Annotated in this window: 12 protein-coding genes, 3 tRNA genes and 1 pseudogene; 8 read left to right on the top strand and 8 right to left on the bottom strand. The window is 70.1% G+C overall.

Annotated elements, in window-relative coordinates; translation table 11 throughout:
* Window positions 1–200: 200 nt before the first annotated feature.
* The gene (locus EUC46_RS07960) at window positions 201–1,274 is read right to left on the bottom strand and encodes a fructosamine kinase family protein (RefSeq protein WP_241655485.1); all 1,074 of its coding nucleotides are present in this window, start codon (window positions 1,272–1,274) and stop codon (window positions 201–203) included.
* A gap of 264 nt (window positions 1,275–1,538) precedes the next feature.
* Here EUC46_RS07960 and pheA point away from each other — a divergent pair, with 264 nt between their 5' ends.
* A complete protein-coding gene (gene pheA, locus EUC46_RS07965) occupies window positions 1,539–2,483 on the top strand; it encodes a prephenate dehydratase (protein ID WP_128773640.1) in 945 nt (314 codons plus the stop codon).
* An 88-nt stretch (window positions 2,484–2,571) separates the two neighbouring features.
* On the opposite strand, the gene EUC46_RS07970 is transcribed toward pheA, so the two are convergent.
* Both EUC46_RS07970 and EUC46_RS07975 read right to left on the bottom strand, forming a co-directional pair.
* The gene (locus EUC46_RS07970; protein WP_128773641.1) at window positions 2,572–3,825 is read right to left on the bottom strand and encodes a diacylglycerol/lipid kinase family protein; all 1,254 of its coding nucleotides are present in this window, start codon (window positions 3,823–3,825) and stop codon (window positions 2,572–2,574) included.
* A 292-nt stretch (window positions 3,826–4,117) separates the two neighbouring features.
* Window positions 4,118–5,041: pseudogene (locus EUC46_RS07975) on the bottom strand (LysR substrate-binding domain-containing protein); the annotation flags it as partial.
* Between the two features lie 172 nt (window positions 5,042–5,213).
* On the opposite strand from EUC46_RS07975, the gene serS reads away from it, so the two are divergent.
* From serS to EUC46_RS07995, 4 genes are all read left to right on the top strand, one after another.
* The gene (serS, locus tag EUC46_RS07980; protein ID WP_128773643.1) at window positions 5,214–6,491 is read left to right on the top strand and encodes a serine--tRNA ligase; all 1,278 of its coding nucleotides are present in this window, start codon (window positions 5,214–5,216) and stop codon (window positions 6,489–6,491) included.
* Window positions 6,491–7,501 (top strand): HAD family hydrolase, encoded by a 1,011-nt coding sequence (locus tag EUC46_RS07985; RefSeq protein ID WP_128773644.1) that lies wholly within the window; start codon window positions 6,491–6,493, stop codon window positions 7,499–7,501. Before serS ends, EUC46_RS07985 begins: the two co-directional genes overlap by 1 nt.
* Window positions 7,498–8,910: an ABC transporter substrate-binding protein gene (locus EUC46_RS07990; RefSeq protein WP_128773645.1), complete on the top strand. Its 1,413-nt coding sequence runs from the start codon at window positions 7,498–7,500 to the stop codon at window positions 8,908–8,910. Before EUC46_RS07985 ends, EUC46_RS07990 begins: the two co-directional genes overlap by 4 nt.
* A gap of 127 nt (window positions 8,911–9,037) precedes the next feature.
* The gene (locus EUC46_RS07995; RefSeq protein ID WP_128773646.1) at window positions 9,038–10,387 is read left to right on the top strand and encodes an AGE family epimerase/isomerase; all 1,350 of its coding nucleotides are present in this window, start codon (window positions 9,038–9,040) and stop codon (window positions 10,385–10,387) included.
* Window positions 10,388–10,471: 84 nt separating this feature from the next.
* Here the strand turns inward: EUC46_RS07995 and EUC46_RS08000 are convergent.
* Both EUC46_RS08000 and EUC46_RS08005 read right to left on the bottom strand, forming a co-directional pair.
* A tRNA-Ser gene (locus EUC46_RS08000) sits at window positions 10,472–10,558 on the bottom strand.
* Between the two features lie 61 nt (window positions 10,559–10,619).
* A tRNA-Ser gene (locus EUC46_RS08005) sits at window positions 10,620–10,705 on the bottom strand.
* A gap of 403 nt (window positions 10,706–11,108) precedes the next feature.
* Between EUC46_RS08005 and EUC46_RS08010 the strand changes: the two genes are divergently transcribed.
* The 3 genes from EUC46_RS08010 (at window position 11,109) to EUC46_RS08020 (ending at window position 13,783) form a co-directional block, all read left to right on the top strand.
* Window positions 11,109–11,184, top strand: a tRNA-Arg gene (locus tag EUC46_RS08010).
* A 233-nt stretch (window positions 11,185–11,417) separates the two neighbouring features.
* Window positions 11,418–12,239 carry a shikimate 5-dehydrogenase gene (locus tag EUC46_RS08015; protein ID WP_164918784.1) on the top strand — a complete coding sequence of 274 codons (822 nt, stop codon included), beginning with the start codon at window positions 11,418–11,420 and terminating at the stop codon, window positions 12,237–12,239.
* A 98-nt stretch (window positions 12,240–12,337) separates the two neighbouring features.
* Window positions 12,338–13,783, top strand: a complete 1,446-nt coding sequence (locus tag EUC46_RS08020; protein ID WP_128773648.1) for a GuaB1 family IMP dehydrogenase-related protein — start codon at window positions 12,338–12,340, stop codon at window positions 13,781–13,783.
* 68 nt (window positions 13,784–13,851) lie between these two features.
* On the opposite strand, the gene EUC46_RS08025 is transcribed toward EUC46_RS08020, so the two are convergent.
* The 3 genes from EUC46_RS08025 to EUC46_RS08035 form a co-directional block, all read right to left on the bottom strand.
* Window positions 13,852–14,217: a hypothetical protein gene (locus EUC46_RS08025; RefSeq protein WP_128773649.1), complete on the bottom strand. Its 366-nt coding sequence runs from the start codon at window positions 14,215–14,217 to the stop codon at window positions 13,852–13,854.
* Window positions 14,214–14,522 (bottom strand): hypothetical protein, encoded by a 309-nt coding sequence (locus EUC46_RS08030; protein WP_128773650.1) that lies wholly within the window; start codon window positions 14,520–14,522, stop codon window positions 14,214–14,216. Before EUC46_RS08030 ends, EUC46_RS08025 begins: the two co-directional genes overlap by 4 nt.
* A 277-nt stretch (window positions 14,523–14,799) precedes the next feature.
* The gene (locus EUC46_RS08035; RefSeq protein ID WP_241655486.1) at window positions 14,800–16,128 is read right to left on the bottom strand and encodes a PLP-dependent transferase; all 1,329 of its coding nucleotides are present in this window, start codon (window positions 16,126–16,128) and stop codon (window positions 14,800–14,802) included.
* Between the last annotated feature and the right edge of the window lie 114 nt (window positions 16,129–16,242).

Consider the following 16,242-nt stretch of genomic DNA (forward strand, 5'->3'; position numbering starts at 1 on the left):
GCAGCGCCGGCGCCAAGGCGGCGGTCACCAGCATGGGGCACAACCAGATGACGCCGCGCAGCAGGCGGCGCAGGCCGGACGCGGCACCAGGGGCACACATAGTGTCAGGAAAGCGGTAACACCTGTGGTGGGCACAGGCCCCGTCTGTGGCACTCCTGTGCACTGTGCGGCCGAGCCGGACCGGGCGCTTCAGGCGTACTTCAGGCGTACCGGCGCGCCGCCGCCACCGTCTGGGCCCCGTAGCCGCCCCCGAAGAGGTAGGCGTGAATGATGAGCATGTGCAGCTGGTGCAGGCCCACCCGCTCACGCCAGCCGGGCGCCAAAGGCGAGACCTCCTGGTATCCGGCGACAATCTGCTCCAGGTGGCGCTGCCCGAACACTCCCAGGGCGGCCAGGTCCGTTTCGGCGTGCGCCCCGTGGGCCAGCGGGTCAATCAGCACGCCCACGACGTCGCCGCTGGGGCCCGGCCCGCCGGAACTGCCGCCGCCGCCCCCGGCGCCCTCAACCCGGCGCCCGGCCCGCGCCTTCGGCTCGCGCCCCGGCCCCGCGGCCGTGGGCGCCCACGCCGCGACCTGCGCGGCGGGCACCCACAGCACATTGCCGCACCACAGGTCACCGTGCGTGCGCGCCACCGCCACCGACTCCCCGCGTCGACGCGCCTCCTGGCGCACCAGGGCCGGCTGCTCGGCGTCGAGCTCGCCGTCGGACAGGCGTGAGCACACGGCCTCCAGCACCCGCACCCCGCCCGGGCTCAGCGCACCGGAGTCGCGGCAGGGGCGCAGGTAGGGGGCGAGACGGTCGGCGGCGAAGAACTCCCCCCAGCGGCGCGGCGGCGCACCAGGGTCCTCCGGGGCGTGCGGGCGCAGGCGGACGTCGCAGCGGCCCATCTGCGTGCGGCCGTCCCACCCCGGTGGGGCCGCCCCGAAGGCCGGGGCGCCCGCCGCATGCGTGACCGCCAACGCCCGCCCGAAAGCCCGTGCGGCCGACGCCGTCACCGCCGCCGCGCTCAGCCGCGGCTCGATTAACCACCCGGGGCCGGTGCGCACCGGGACCACCAGCGCCCCGCCGTCGGGCATGGCCTCGGCCAACCAGGTCAGGGCGTGGGCCTCCAGGGCGGTGGCGCCGGGTAGGTCATCGCGCTTGCGGAACACGGGGCGGCCGGGCAGCGCCCACGCCGGGGGCTCTGGGCCCTCAGGCGGGTGCGGGCCCCCCGCCGGCACCCGGGGGTTCGGCGCTTCCATGGGGTCCGGGGGCGGGGTTGGGGTTGGCGACATGGCACCAGCCTCCCACCCGGGGCACGGCTGTGCCGGGCGGCCGCGGATTCGGTGCCCGTGTCGCGCCCGTCTTCGAGCCGTGCCGGGCGGCGCGTGGATTGGGTAAGTCGCGTGTCCACGGTGTCTGGCGCGCGGCCCCGGGGGCGCAGTCGGGTCGTGGTGCGGCCCGTCCCGGGGCGGTGCCGGAATTGGCCGTGGGGGCGCAGATCCGTCGGACTGGGCTCACGGAGCGCAACGCCGACCGGGCCCCGATACCCTGACCCTATGACGAATGCCGCCCCCACCTGGTCCTTCCTCGGCCCTCTGGGCACCTTCTGCGAGATGGCCCTGCGACAGGTCGCGCCGGTGAATGTGATTCTTGACGCCTGCCAGGATGTGCCCACGGCCCTGGACCGAGTGCGCGAGCGCACTGCTGAGGCCGCGGTCGTCCCCATTGAGAACTCTGTGGAGGGCGGCGTCAACGCCACCCTGGACAATCTCGTGGCCTCCGCCCCCCTGGTCATTGCCGCCGAGATGGCGGTGCCGATCACCTTCGTGCTCGCCGGGCGGCCGGGTACGCGCTTGGAGGACGTCGTGGGTATCTCCACCCACCCCCACGCTTGGGCTCAATGCCGTGGCTGGGTCCACCTCAATCTGCCTGAGGCCATCTACGTGGCCGGGACCTCCACCTCGGCCCCGGCGCGCGCGCTGGCCCAGTCCGACGCTGAACTGGAGTACCAGGCGGTGCTGTGCAACCCGCTGGCCGCCCAGCAGTACGGCCTGGAGATCATTGCCGGAGGCGTGGCGGACAACCCCGACGCCGTCACCCGCTTCGTCAAGGTCACTCGCCCGGGGCTGGTCAGTGAACCCACCGGCTCGGACAAGACCACCCTCATGGTCCAGTTGCCCCACGACCGCGCCGGCGCCCTGCTCGACATGCTTTCCCAGTTCTCCGCCCGCGGCGTCAACCTCTCGCGCATTGAGTCCCGGCCCGTGGGCGACTCCCTGGGCCGCTACCGCTTCTCCATTGATATCGAGGGCCATATTCGTGAGGATCGCGTGCAGGCGGCCATGATCGGTCTGCACCGTACGTGCCCCATGGTCCGCTACCTGGGGTCCTACCCGCGTCTAGACGCCCGCCCCGTCATTGTGCCGGCCGGCACCTCGGACAAGGACTTCACGGTGGCGCGCGCCTGGGTTGCCGACGTCCTGGCCGGGCGCACCCTCTGACCCTCCTTCTCTCCAACGTTTTGCTCACAGGACAACGGCCCGGGCCGTCGTCCTGTGAGCAAAACGTTGGAGGGGAGGGGGGCGCGGGTCAGGGGCGGCGTACGCGCAGGGCGCCGGCGTCCAGGCGCACATGCACGTCGCGCGTGGGGGGCAGCAGCTCGCCGTCGACTTCCACCAGGGCCGGGGCGGAAAGGCGAGCCAGGACATCGCTGCCGCGCAGCTGCACCACCCTGCCGGTGGCGCGCGCCGGGTTGGCGTAGGAGGCGGGCCAGGGAGCGAGCACCTGTCGGGCCAAGGAGCCCCAGCCAACCAGCCCCGCGACGGTGTCGATAGCGGCGACGTCCAGCACACCATCGTCCGGGCGGGCCCCGGGCAGGAGCGTAATGCCGCCGGGCAGGCGCCCACCGTTGGCCACCAGCAGGGTGCGGGCGGTGAGGTGTTCGGTTCGTCGCTTCGGAGCCCCCGCCCCGCCCTGGTCCGGGTCGTCCCGGGCGGGCGGGCTGTTGGCGCCGGCACCGCTTCTGGGTCGGGCGGCCGCGGCGCCGCGCGACTGCTGCCGTGGTCGACCGGCGTCGCCCGTCCCCGCAGCGCTGTCGCCGAGCCCCCCGCCATCCCCGACTCCTGTACTGCCGCGGCCCGCCTCCGTCTTGGCAACCAGAACCGACTCGTCGAGGCTGAGCTCCAGATCCATGCGCGGCGAGCCGAGGTTGCTCAGCGCCGCCAGGGCGTAGGCGCCCCAGGCGATGCGGGCCTTGAGGGCAGGGCGAGTCGAGGCCACCAGGTTGGCGTCGAAGCCAATGCCCGCCACCACCAGGCAGGAGTGCTCGCGGCCGAGGGTCGGCTTGGCCCAGCCGCCCGGTGGCGGGGTGAGCACCTGCTCGGCGCTCTCGCGCTCCAGGGGTTTGGTGGACACCCAGGCCAGGTCGGCGCTGCGGCCCTGTCCGTGGGTGGCGACGCGCAGCAGCCGCCGGAGGTCGCCTATGGGCAGGTCGAAGTTGCGGGCGGCCAGGTTCGCGGTCCCCAGAGGGACAATGGCCAGGTCGACGCCGGTGCGGGACACGCCCGCGGCCACCGCCCGGGCTGTGCCATCCCCGCCGACGGCGACCACCAGGTCCGCGCCCGACGCGACGGCCATGAGTGCCTGGGTGGCGCCGGTCTCTGACGGGGTGGTTTCCAGCCACAGGGGGCCGGAGTATCCGGCGGCGCGGAGTTCGCGCGTAATGAAAGCGCACACCCCCTTGGTGGCCTGCTGCTTGGAGGGGTTGAGCACGACGCAAGCCAGACGTCGGCCGGAGCGCCGTGTCGCGTCCCTGGCCTCGCCGTCTGGAAGCGTGCCGGTCATAAGTGAAGGGTAAGGCGACTCCCGCCACCCGGCCCGAGTTTTTTGCGCCCAGCCCGACGTTTTGGGATGAGACCGACGACGACGCCGTCGGTCTCATCCCAAAACGTCGGGCTCAGGTTCAGGACGGGGAGCTTGCCGCCGACCCCGCCCGGCGACCCGGCCCCGATTGGCGACCCGGCCCCGATTGGCGACCCGGCCCCGCCTGGCGACTTGATCCCGCCTGGCCGTTCGACCTCGTCTGCCGGCCCGATCCCGCCTGGCCGTTCGATCCCGCCTCGGACTCGGTCTGCACGACCGGTTCCATGGGCAGCCCGGCCGCCTCGGCCAAGCGCGTGAGCACCACCGCGAGATCGGAGAAGTCGCTGCTACGCGAAGAGGAGGTGCGGTGCGCCAGGCCAATGGTGCGCACCGGCGTCGGCGCGGTGAAGCGGGCCACGGCGTAGGGTTCGTCGGGGCTGAGCAGCCGCAGCGCCCCTTCGGGGATCACAGTGATGCCCACCCCGTGGGCCACCATCCGCAGCACGGTGGACAGGGTCGTGGCCACGGCCACCGGCGGGTGGGTGCTATAGCGCTGGCACAGCGCCAGGGTCTGGTCGCGCAGGCAGTTGTCCTCGTCGAGCAGCAGCAGTTCCTGGCCGTCGAGCTCGGCGGTGTTCACATCCGTGCGCCCTGCCCACGGGTGGGTGCGCGGCACCAGGGCCACCAGCGGCTCGTTGTACATGGGGATGGCTGCGGCGCGATGGAGGTCGACGTCAATGGCCAGCACGGCGGCGTCCAGACGCCCCTGGTTGAGCATGTCCAGCAGGTCGCCGGTCACCATCTCGCGCAGCTCGGGCAGGAGCCGGGGGAGTTCGGCCGGCAGGCCGTCCAGAATGATGGGGGCCAGGTAGGGGGCCAGGGTGGGGATGATTCCCAGGCGCATGGTGCCGCTCAGGGCGGCGCCCTGGTTGGAGACCGCCTCGTTGAAGGACTCGGCGGCCAGAACCGCCTCGCGCGCATAGGGCAGCAGGGTCTCACCCAGGGGGGTCACCAGGACCCGGCGGGTGGTGCGCTCGACGAGCTCCCCGCCCACTCGTTTCTCGAGGGCGGTGATCGCCTGGGACAAGCTGGGCTGACTGACACCGAGGGTGGCGGCAGCCTCTCCGAAGTGTTGGTGATCGCATAGAGCGACGAAGGCTCGCAGCTGGGAGAACGACGGCAGGGCGGAGGGGGGCATGGGGCGTCCTGGTGTGAAAGGTCTGCTGATAAGCGAAACAATAGGCCATATCCAAAGGGTTCATACATTGTGCCAAGGGAGTGGGACGTCTCGGGTCCGCTTGGTGGTCCAATCCTCTCCTCATTCCCCGCCCCGTCCTCCCCGCCGAGGCCTCCTGGCTACACTCGGGCACATGATCGACCTGCGCGCGCTGCGTGAGAACCCCGAGCCCTACCGTGACAGCCAGCGAGCCCGCGGGGCCGACGTCGCCCTGGTGGACCGCATTATTGAGGCCGATGAGGCCCGCCGTGCCGCCCTGGGCGCCTTCGAGTCCTTGCGCGCCGAGCAGAAGGCCGTCTCAAAATCCGTGGGCCGGGCCAGCGCGGAGGAGCGCCCGGCCGTCCTGGCTCAGGCCAAGGCCCTAGCCGAGCAGGTCAAGGCCGCTGAGGCCGCCTCCAATGGCGCCGCCACCGTTTTGGATGAACTCGCCCACCAGTTCCAGAACCTCATTGAGGGGGCGCCCGCCGGCGGCGAGGAGGACTACGTGGTGCTGCGCCACGAGGGCCCCGCCCCTCGCGACTTCGCCGCCGAGGGCTTTGAGCCCGCCGATCACCTGGCCCTGGGCGAGGGTCTAGACATTATCGACACCCGTCGCGGGGCCAAGGTCTCCGGCGCCCGCTTCTACTTCCTCAAGGGGTGGGGCATGCGCCTGGAGCTGGCGCTCATGACCGCCGCCCTGGACAAGGCCGTCGCCCACGGTTTCACCCCCATGACCACCCCCACGCTGGTGACCCCCCAGATCATGGGCGGCACCGGCTTCCTGGGCGCCCACAGCGACGAGATCTACTACCTTCCCACCGACGACCTCTACCTGGTGGGGACCTCTGAGGTGGCCCTGGCCGGCTACCACACCGACGAGATCCTGGACCTGTCGAAGGGCCCCAAGCGCTATCTGGGCTGGTCCACCTGCTACCGGCGCGAGGCCGGGGCCGCCGGCAAGGACACCCGCGGCATTATTCGCGTCCACCAGTTCAACAAGGCGGAGATGTTCTCCTACTGCCGCCCCGAGGACGCCGTGGCCGAGCACCAGCGCCTGCTGGCCCTGGAGGAGGAGATGCTCGCCCTGGTGGGCCTGCCCTACCGCGTCATTGACACGGCCGCCGGGGACCTCGGCAGTTCGGCCGCACGCAAGTTCGACTGCGAGGCCTGGCTGCCCACCCAGAACCGCTGGATGGAGGTCACCTCCACCTCCAACTGCACCACCTACCAGGCCCGCCGCCTGGCCGTGCGCGAGCGCCTGGCCGACTCCAAGGGCACCCGGCCGGTGGCCACCCTCAATGGCACCCTGGCCACCACTCGTTGGATTGTGGCGATCCTGGAGAACCAGCAGCGCGCTGACGGAAGCGTCGTCGTCCCTGAGGGGCTGCGCCCCTACCTGGGCGGCATCGAGGTCATTGAGTCCGCGGCCTAATGCGACCCTTGGACGACACCGCAGGCATCCAGCCCTCCGGCCAGCCCTTGTCAGTGCTGGGGGACCTGGAACCCATTCGGGGTCGCCGGCGTCTGCGGCCCCTGGGGCATGAGGCCTACCACGGCCTGGTCCAGGATCGCATGGCCGATGTCGACGCCATTGCCCGCCGCCGCGCCGAACCCGTTCCGCTCGTGCCCGGGTCCCAGATGGTGGTGGCTCTCGACGTCGACGGCACCATTGTGGATATGGGCGGTCGCGTGTCGGAGCGCGTCATGGCCTCCATCGCCCGCCTGCGCGCCCACGAGGTGCAGGTCGTCATCGCCACCGGCCGCAGCATTGAGGCGGCCATGCCGGTGGCCCGCCACATTGGCCTGACCAGCGGCTGGATGGTGTGCGCCAACGGCGCCCTCACACTGCGACTGGACCCCGAGGCCCCCGGCGGTCACGAGATCGTCGACTCCATTACCTTCGACCCGGCCGCCGCCATTGACACCCTCCGGGCGGCGGTCCCCGACGGCATTGTCGCCGTCGAGACTCCCGGCGCCGGATTCCGGGTCTCCCGGCCCTTCCCCGACGGCGAGCTCATTGAGGACCAGACCGTCGTCTCCTTAGAGGAGTTGCGGGCCCAGTCGGCGACCCGTGTGGTGCTACGGGCCCCGGGGATGGCGGTCGACGAGTTCTCGGCGTTGGTGCATGACGCGGGGCTGCACTCAGTGGAGTACGCCATTGGCTGGACGGCCTGGCTTGATGTGGCCCCCCAGGGCGTCACAAAAGCCTCCGCCCTGGAGGCGCTCGCGGCGCGCCTGGGCACGGACGCCGCGCACGCCGTCGCCGTGGGCGACGGCTCCAATGATGTCGAGATGTTGCAGTGGGCCGGGGTCGGTGTGGCCATGGGGAGCGCGCCCCAGTGGGTGCGCGAGTGCGCCGACGTCGTCACTGAACCTGTGTGGCGTGATGGCTGCGCCGCCGTTCTGGACGCCCTTATTGAACGCACCAGGGAGAGTCGATGAAACGCCTGACCCGCCTGACCTGGGCCGCCGTCCTGTCCTGCGCCCTCGCCTTGGCGGGGGTGGGGCTGGCCGCCTGCGCCCCCGCATCCCCGAAACCCACCGGCCCTTGCGCCGACTTCACCAAGTACGGCACCTTCACCGACGCCTCGGTGTCTCTTGCCTCGACCTTCACCGGCGCCGAGGCCGAGCGCCTGGAGGAGTCCCTGGCCGCCTTCGAATCGTGCACGGGTATTGACGTGGTCCACACCGGGTCGGACTCCATGGAGGCTCAGCTCCTCAGCGACCCCCAGACGGACCTGGCGATCGTCCCGCAAAGCGGTCTGGTCGCCGATCTGGTCAATAAGGGCGCGCTCAGGGCTTTGCCCAACTCCGTCAACGCCAATATTGAGCTGGGGTGGGAGCGCTCCTGGGCGGAGGCCGGCACCTACAACGGCGTGCCCTACGCCGCCCCCCTCATGGCTTCAGTCAAGTCCTTCGTGTGGTTCTCGCCCACCGCGTTCGACAGGCTCGGCTATGAGATCCCCACGACCTGGGCGGATTTGGAGTCCTTGAGCGCGCAGGTGGTCAAGGATCACCCTGATGGGTCAGTGACGCCCTGGTGCCTGGGGGTCTCCGACGGCGACTCCACCGGCTGGCCCGTGACTGACTGGCTGGAGGACATCTTGCTGTTCAAGCAGGGGCCCGGCGTCTATGACCTCTGGGCCTCGCACACGGTGCCGCTGGATGCTCCGGCCGCGGTGACCGCCCTGGGCGCCTTGGACTCCCTGGTCATGGCCGACGGCCGCCTGCCCGGGGGCAGGAAGGCCGCCGCGCAGACCACCGTGGAGCAGGCCGGTGAGCAGCTCGTGGACGGCTCGTGCCTCATGCTCCACGCCTCCAGCTCCATGGAGGGCATGTTCCCCGCGGGCACCGTCATTACCGACGTGGACGGCAAGGACGGGGTGACGGTGACGGCCACCGGTGTCAGCACGGCGTCCCCGGCCCCGCAGACCGCCGCCACCTCCACCTCCTCCACCACAGTCTCGGCCTTCCTGCTGCCCAGCGTGGAGGCCGACACCAGCCCGGTGCTCGTGGGCGGAGACTCGCTGGTCGCTTTCCAGAGCTCTGAGGCGATTACGGCGGTCATGGACTACCTCACCAGCGCCACCTGGGCGCAGATCCGCACGGCCCTGGGCGGTGTGGCCACCGCCAACCGGGGGGTGAAGGCGGCCGACATCCCCTCAGACGTCAACCGGCGCGCCACCGAACTCCTCCAGTCCCGGCAGACGCTCATCCGCATGGACGCCTCGGACTCCATGCCTCCGGCGGTGGGCACCCAGGCGCTGTGGAGTTCTCTGGCCTCCTGGGCCTCTGGGGAATTGAGCGCGAAGGCGGCGCTGGCGCAGGCCGAGGCCGCCTGGCCCAAGTAGCTGCGTGTGGCGCACACCAGGTGGGATGGGCGGCGCGTCAATGCCGGGGAGACTGCTAACGTGCTAGCTGAACGTGACGCAAGCAACTTTGCCCCGCCGTCGGATACTGCGGAGTCGAGGAGGACTCATGGGACTGGGATGGTTCGGCGCCCCCGAGCACAACCGTTGGCTGTCGGCGGAGACGCACGCGCTGCTGCACTTCGGCCGCAGGGCGAAGGTTCCCGCGGGCTTCGGGTGGATCGGTGAGGACGGCGTCGTCGACACCGGCCACCCCGTGGAGCTGTGGATCACTGGACGCATGACCTTCGCCTTCGCCCTGGGAACCCTGATGGGCATTCCCGGCTGCCGCCGCTACGCCGACCATGGCGTGCGGGCCCTGCGCAACGCCCTGCGCGACCACGTCAACGGCGGCTGGCACTCCGCCATTGGTCACGAGCTCGACGACCAGGGCCACGGTGTGCCAGTGGACGCTGAAGCCCGCAAGGAGTGCTATCAGCACTCCTTCGTGCTCCTGGCCGCCGCCACCGCTACCGCGGCCGACCGCCCCGGCGCCCACGAGTTACTGCGCGACGCCATGGCGGTCCAGAACCGGTACTGGTGGGATGAGGCCTACGGCATGCCCGTGGAGTCCTACGCCGCGGACTTCTCCGACCCCGAGGACTATCGGGGCATCAACGCCGCCATGCACACTGTCGAGGCCTACTTGGCCACCACCGACGTCACCGGGGACACCACCTGGCTGGTGCGCGCCGTCCAGATCATCGACTTCGCAGTCAATGTTCAGGCTCGGGCCAATAACTGGCGCATCCCCGAGCATTACGACACCTCCTGGCACCCCCTGCCGGACTACAACAAGGATGAGCCCGCCCACCCCTTCCGCCCCTACGGCTCCACCCCCGGGCATGGTCTGGAGTGGGCGCGCCTGACCGTCCAGGCCCGCGCCGCGCTGGTCGCCCGCTCCCTGCCGGTGCCCGACTGGATGCTCGACGCCGCTGAGGAGCTCTTCGACCGCGCCCGCACCGACGCCTGGCGGGTTGACGGCGCGGCGGGATTCGTCTACACCGTCGGTTTTGACGGCAAGCCCATTGTTCACGAGCGCATGCACTGGGTGGTGTGCGAGGGCATCTCGGCGGCTGCCGCGTTGCGCCGCGCCCTGCTCGACGACGGTCGCGGAGAGATCGAAGTTGAGATTTACGAGCACTGCTACCGCTCCTGGATCGACTACTGCGAGGAGTACGTCATTAAGGAACCGGGCGTGTGGTACCACGAGCTCGACCGGAATAACGAGCCCTCCACCCGCACCTGGGCTGGGCACCCGGACATTTACCATGCGCTCCAGGCGACCCTCATCCCGCGCCTGCCGGTGTGCCCGGCCATGTGTCAGGCCCTGTCCGAGGGCAAGCTCGACGTGACCGCCCCGCCCATTCCCGTCAACGCGCAGCGGGTGCGGCGCCGAGGATTCTTCAACCGCGGCTGAAGCCCGGCGCGGCCCTCGCGGGCCCGGCGCCTACGGCCGCACAGCAAGGCCCCCGGAGTCCTACGGCTCCGGGGGCTGGTGGCGCGGAGACGGGGAGATTCGAACTCCCGAGGGGCTTCCACCCCAACCTCCTTAGCAGGGAGGCGCACTAGGCCACTATGCGACGTCTCCATGGCGTGCTGCTGCGTGAGCACCGGAAGCCTACCGGGCGCTGGTCCCGGCGGGCAAACCGCGGAGAGGGAGGGATTCGAACCCCCGGTGCGCCAGGCGCACAGCGGTTTTCAAGACCGCCACATTCGGCCACTCTGTCACCTCTCCATGCCCGTCGGAATACCTCCGGGCCGGGCTCAACCCTACCACCCTGCCGCGCATGGTGCGGCCGGGTGGAGACGGGTGGAAGGTGGGGGCGCTACCCGTTTTTCCGCGGCGATTACCGGCAGCGTGGTGCGGCCGCGGGTGGGATGGGCGGGGCTGTGAGCATTCTCGCTCCGGGATGCGCAGTGTCGGCGTGCGGCGGTGGCACCGCGGCCCTGCTGCGGCATTGCGGACCCCGGCCGGCAAGAGTTGGTAGGATCTGTGCGGCCCCGGTGGTACGGGCTCGGATCCGGCCTCCTTGTGCCCGGCCTCCTTGTGCCCGGCCTCCTTGTGCCCGGCCTCACTGCATGAGGATTTGGTGCTGAGCGCCCCCACAGGTAGTCTTCCTTGCTGTCGGAAGTGACATGCGCCTGTAGCTCAACGGATAGAGCATCTGACTACGGATCAGAAGGTTGGGGGTTCGAATCCCTTCGGGCGCGCCAACGCCTCGCAATCGGCTGAAAAGTTCGGTGGCGAGGCGTTTTTCAATGCCTTTCAACGCCGTCCAGTGCCTTCGAATGCCTTCGGCCTGATGCGCGCGAATGCGCCGGCCAAGACCCTGGGCGGGCACTGGGCGGGTACGGGCTTGCCCCGGGCCCCCGTCCGACATGGAGTCGTCCGCATTGAGTGCCGCGAGAGCGCCCCTGGCACGGCCGGGTCGTGGCACGATGTCGCCGTGCGCGATATCACTAAAGACACCAGCCTGTGCATCTCCCTGTCCGCCCGTCCCACCAACATTGGGACACGCTTCCACAACCACCTCTACGAGGTACTTGACCTCGACTTCATCTACAAGGCCTTCACCACTACTGACATCACCGCCGCCATTGGCGGGGTGCGGGCCCTGGGCATCCGCGGCTGCGCAGTGTCCATGCCCTGGAAGGAGGACGTCATTGCACTAGTCGACGAAATGACCCCTTCTGCTGCGGCAATCCACTCGGTCAACACCATTGTCAACGACTCCGGTCGCCTAGTGGCCTACAACACCGACTTCATCGCCATTCGCACCCTTCTGGACACCCACGAGGTCCCCCGCACCTCGTGCGCGGTCCTGGGTGCCGGCGGCATGGCGAAGGCCTGCGTGGCGGCTCTCAAGGACGCCGGGTTCGGTCCGGGCACCGTCATCGCCCGCAACCCCACCTCGGGGCCGGCACTGGCCGAACAGTACGGCTGGTCCTGGGTGGCCAACGCCTCCGAGCTGCCTGACGGCGGCGGCACCCTACTGCTCAACGCCACCCCCGTGGGCATGGCCGGAGGGCCGGCCGAGAACGACCTCTCAGCCCCCATGGAGCTCATTGAGGCGGCCACGACCGTCTTCGACGTCGTCGCCTTCCCCTCCGAGACCCCCTTGATCAAGGCGGCTCGTGCCGCTGGGAAGCCGGTGATCTCCGGGGCGGAGGTCATCGCCCTGCAGGCGGCTGAGCAATTCGCCCTCTACACCGGCGTGCGGCCCACGCCCGAGCAGGTCGCGGAGGCCGCACGCATCTCCCGCGCCTAATACCTTCCCACCTACTCCAACGTTTTCCTCACAGGCCAACGGCCGCGTACGTTGGCCTGTGAGGAAAACGTTGGAGTGGGTTGGGTAGGATCCCGCGGGTGGAGTTCCTCAATGGCCGCGAGCCTGCATACGACCTGACTTACGACGACGTTTTCATGGTCCCCTCGCGCTCCTCCGTGGGGTCGCGCATGCGCGTGGACCTGGCCACCGACGACGGATCGGGCACCACCATTCCGTTGGTGGTGGCCAATATGACGGCGGTGGCCGGTAAGCGCATGGCGGAGACCGTGGCGCGCCGCGGCGGGCTGACGATCATCCCCCAGGACATCCCCGTGGAGGTGGTCATTGACACCGTCTCACGCGTTAAGGCGTCCCACCTCCTGTACGACACCCCGGTCACCGTCAAGCCCCACCACACCTGCGGCTACGCCCGCGGCCTGATCCCCAAGCGCTCCCACGGCGCCGCCGTCGTCGTCGACCCGGAGACGAACGAGCCCCAGGGCATGGTGGACCGCTCGGACGTCTCCGACGTCGACCGCTTCACTCAGGTGCGCGCCGTCATGAACACTGAACTGCTCACCCTGCCCGCGGGCGTGGATCCGCGCGAGGCCTACGAGCGTCTGCGCGCCGCCAGCCGCCAGCTGGCGCCCGTTGTCGACGACGCCGGCAGGCTTGTGGGCCTGTTCACCCGCCAGGGGGCGCTGCGCGCCACCCTCTACCGTCCCGCCCTGGATGGCCAGGGGCGTCTGCGCGTGGGCGCCGCCGTTGGCATTAACGGCGACCCGGCGCGCAAGGCCGCCCAGCTCGTTGAGGCCGGGGTGGACGTTGTTGTGGTCGACACCGCCCACGGCCACCAGGACCGCGTGTGCCGGGTCGTCGGTGCGGTGCGCGCCGCCCTGCCCGAGGGCTTCCCCATTGCCGCCGGCAATGTGGTCAGCGCCGCCGGTGTGCGCGACCTGGTTGAGGCCGGGGCCTCCATTGTCAAAGTGGGGGTGGGGCCGGGCGCCATGTGCACCACCCGCATGCAGACCGGCGTGGGCCGTCCCCAGTTCTCCGCCGTCCTGGAATGCTCCGCCCAGGCCGCGCATATGGGCGCCTGCGTGTGGGCCGACGGCGGTGTGCGCCACCCGCGCGACGTGGCCCTGGCACTGGCGGCCGGCGCCTCCAACGTTATGGTCGGCTCCTGGTTCGTGGGGACCCACGAGTCTCCCGGCGACGTCCAGTTCGACGCTTCGGGCCGGGCCTACAAGGAGTCTTTTGGGATGGCCTCGACCCGGGCGGTCCTGGGGCGCACCGAGGGCGAGGACGCCTTCGACCGGGCCCGCAAGGCCCTGTTCGAGGAGGGCATTAGTGCCGGGCGCATGTACCTGGACCCGAACCGACCCGGTGTGGAGGATCTTATCGACCACATTGTGGCGGGGGTGCGCTCCTCCTTCACCTACGCGGGGGCGAGGACCATTGCCGAATTCCGGCGGCGGGCCGTCGTTGGCGTCCAGTCGGCTTCCGGCTACGCCGAGGGCCGCCCGGTGCCGACCTCCTGGTGAGAGGATCCGCCCCACCCCGGGAGCCCGGGATGGGGCGGATTCTCCAGCGGGGCCGGGCGCCCGACCCGCTACCCGATCCTAGTGAGAACGAGAGTGGGCTCGGTGCTTCCTTTGGTGGCCAACTCAATGTTGTCGTCATCAACAATGGTGACAATGAAGAACCCGCCCGATCCCAGCATCCCCGTCACATCGAGGTGGTACGTTCCGTTCTCCTCGTAAAAGGCGTAACTGTCGTTCGGGCTGAAAAGCGCGGTGTGGCCGTCGGCGAAGGTGACAACCGACCCTTTGCTCATGAGCCCCCAGGAGTTGTCCCCTGTAGACTTCCAGGTCCCCTCGATTGTGAACTCGTCCTTGGTGCAGGAGGTCAGGGTCAGGCAGGTGCCCACGAGCGCCAGGGCGCCCAGAAGTTGGCGGCGCCGGATAAGAGGAGTCACCACCTTGAGGACTCCCAATCGGTGACGTCCTCTAGCGGGCGATCCGCGTTGGAAGACGATGAGCAGAAGTTGTTGATCGACTCTTCGACGCCAGCAATATTATCGTAGAAATACGGGTCGAGGTCGTGCTCCCGCAGAAGATCCTCTCGCAGCTCGCTCTGTTCAGTGAAGTCGAGCGACTGATACTCCGAGCAGGTCGTCTTCCCGGCTTTGCCCGAGAAAAAACAGGATGTTGCGGTGAAGCAGAGGCCGATGGCCATGGCGGCGGCGCCCAAGACGCGCAGCCTACGGAATGCGGGGGGCATGGGAAGTGCCTTCCAGAAGGGGGATGGGAAGTGGCGGCATTGCCGATGCGATGATCATGATGACCAAACGCAATGCAATTCTCGGCAGCGCATCCAGTCGTGTCAACGACTTGGCCGTAAAAGGACAAGAAGTTGTATTCACCGTGATCCCGCGCCATGCTTCCGCCGCTCCGGCAGTCCGCCCCCGGTAGCTCACCCGGCGTCCGCTTCCAGCAGCCCGCCCGGCGGGCTCAGTGGCCCGCCCCCGCCGCCCGCTGAACTCGCCGGCCGGGCGGGCTCAGCGGGTGCGGGCGGCGGTCAGCGCCTGGAGCAGGTCGGCCACCAGGTCGTCCGGGTCCTCAATGCCCACGCTCAGGCGCAGCAAATTGTCGCTGAGCCCATAGGCGGCGCGGCGCACCGCGGGCACGTCGGCGTGGGTCTGGATGCTGGGACAGGTCACCAGCGACTCCACCGAGCCCAGTGACTCCGCGAAGGTGAAGATCCGCACTGAACGCAGAAAGGCATCCACCTCGACGTCGTCGACGGGAATGAAGGACACCATCCCCGAACGCCCTGGGTACAGCACGGTGCGCACCGCGTCACTGGCCTCCAGGGCCGCCACGACGGCGCGCGCATTGGACTCGTGCCGCCCCATGCGCACGGCCAGGGTCTTAAGCCCCCGCAGCAGCAGGAAGCAGTCGAAGGGCCCCAGGGTCGCTCCGGTGGTGTTGAGCCGGTACTGGAGGCGCCCGCCCAGCTCCTCGTCGGCCACGACCACCACCCCCGCCATGACGTCGTTGTGGCCGCCCAGGTATTTTGTGGCGGAGTAGACCACGGCGTCGGCGCCCAGCTCCAGGGGGCGGCAGACCACGGGGGTGTAGAAGGTGTTGTCCACCAGTAGGCGCGCCCCGGCACCGTGGGCGAGGCGGGCCGCCTCAGCGATGTCGAGTTGGGTCATCATGGGGTTGGTCGGGGTCTCAATGAGCACCAGGGCGGCGGGGTCGGCCAGGGCCCGGTGCAGCCCCTCCCGGCCGAGCACGAAGTCGACCTCGTAGGCGCCCTCGTCGGCCAGCAGCCGCAGGTACCGGTAGGAGCCGCCGTAGACGTCCTCCAGGGCCACGATCCGTGAGCCGTACGGCGCCAGGGACAGGACCGCCAACTCGACGGCGGCCATCCCCGAGGCCAGGGCGAAGGCGGCGGTGCCGCCGTCGAGTCGCGCCAGGGCGTCCTGAAGCACGTCGCGGGTGGGGTTGGCGGTGCGCGTGTAGTCATAGCCGGTGGATTGCCCCAGGCCCGGGTGCCCGTAGGCGGTCGACAGGTGGATGGGGGTGGTGATGGCGCCGGTGACCGGGTCGGTGCCGGTGCCCGCGTGCGCCAACAGCGTGTCGAGGCCGACTTCGGGTGCGGTGTCCGACCAGGACCGGTGGTGTTGGACCGGTGAGGTCGGACATGGGCGGCCGCCGGGGCCGCCGCTGTTGTCGCCGCCGCTGTGGCCGCCATGGCCGCCGCTGTGGCCGACGGGGGCGGCTTGGGCGCTTGTGGTGGGTTCTGCGGGGACGGCGTTGCCGGCAGTGAGTGTGGTGGCGAAGTTGGTGGGGCGGTGGGCCGGGGTGCGGTGGGCATTCACGTCTAGGGCTCCTGACAGTGCTGGCTGGCTTGGGTGGCGCGGGGGCGGGCAGGCCCGACACATCCCGCGCCGCGTCGGCCAGTGGCTGGCTCGGGCGGTGCGGGAGCGGGGCTC

The sequence above is a fragment of the Actinomyces oricola genome, assembly GCF_004104015.1.
GTDB lineage: Bacteria > Actinomycetota > Actinomycetes > Actinomycetales > Actinomycetaceae > Actinomyces > Actinomyces oricola.

Excerpts from the sequence above, each read along its gene's own strand:
- EUC46_RS08030 (WP_128773650.1), bottom strand. The coding sequence starts at position 14,522 with ATGCCCCCCGCATTCCGTAGGCTGCGCGTCTTGGGCGCCGCCGCCATG.
- EUC46_RS07985 (WP_128773644.1), top strand. The coding sequence starts at position 6,491 with ATGCGACCCTTGGACGACACCGCAGGCATCCAGCCCTCCGGCCAGCCC.
- pheA (WP_128773640.1), top strand. The coding sequence starts at position 1,539 with ATGACGAATGCCGCCCCCACCTGGTCCTTCCTCGGCCCTCTGGGCACC.
- serS (WP_128773643.1), top strand. The coding sequence starts at position 5,214 with ATGATCGACCTGCGCGCGCTGCGTGAGAACCCCGAGCCCTACCGTGAC.
- EUC46_RS07970 (WP_128773641.1), bottom strand. The coding sequence starts at position 3,825 with ATGACCGGCACGCTTCCAGACGGCGAGGCCAGGGACGCGACACGGCGC.
- EUC46_RS07995 (WP_128773646.1), top strand. The coding sequence starts at position 9,038 with ATGGGACTGGGATGGTTCGGCGCCCCCGAGCACAACCGTTGGCTGTCG.
- EUC46_RS07990 (WP_128773645.1), top strand. The coding sequence starts at position 7,498 with ATGAAACGCCTGACCCGCCTGACCTGGGCCGCCGTCCTGTCCTGCGCC.
- EUC46_RS07960 (WP_241655485.1), bottom strand. The coding sequence starts at position 1,274 with ATGTCGCCAACCCCAACCCCGCCCCCGGACCCCATGGAAGCGCCGAAC.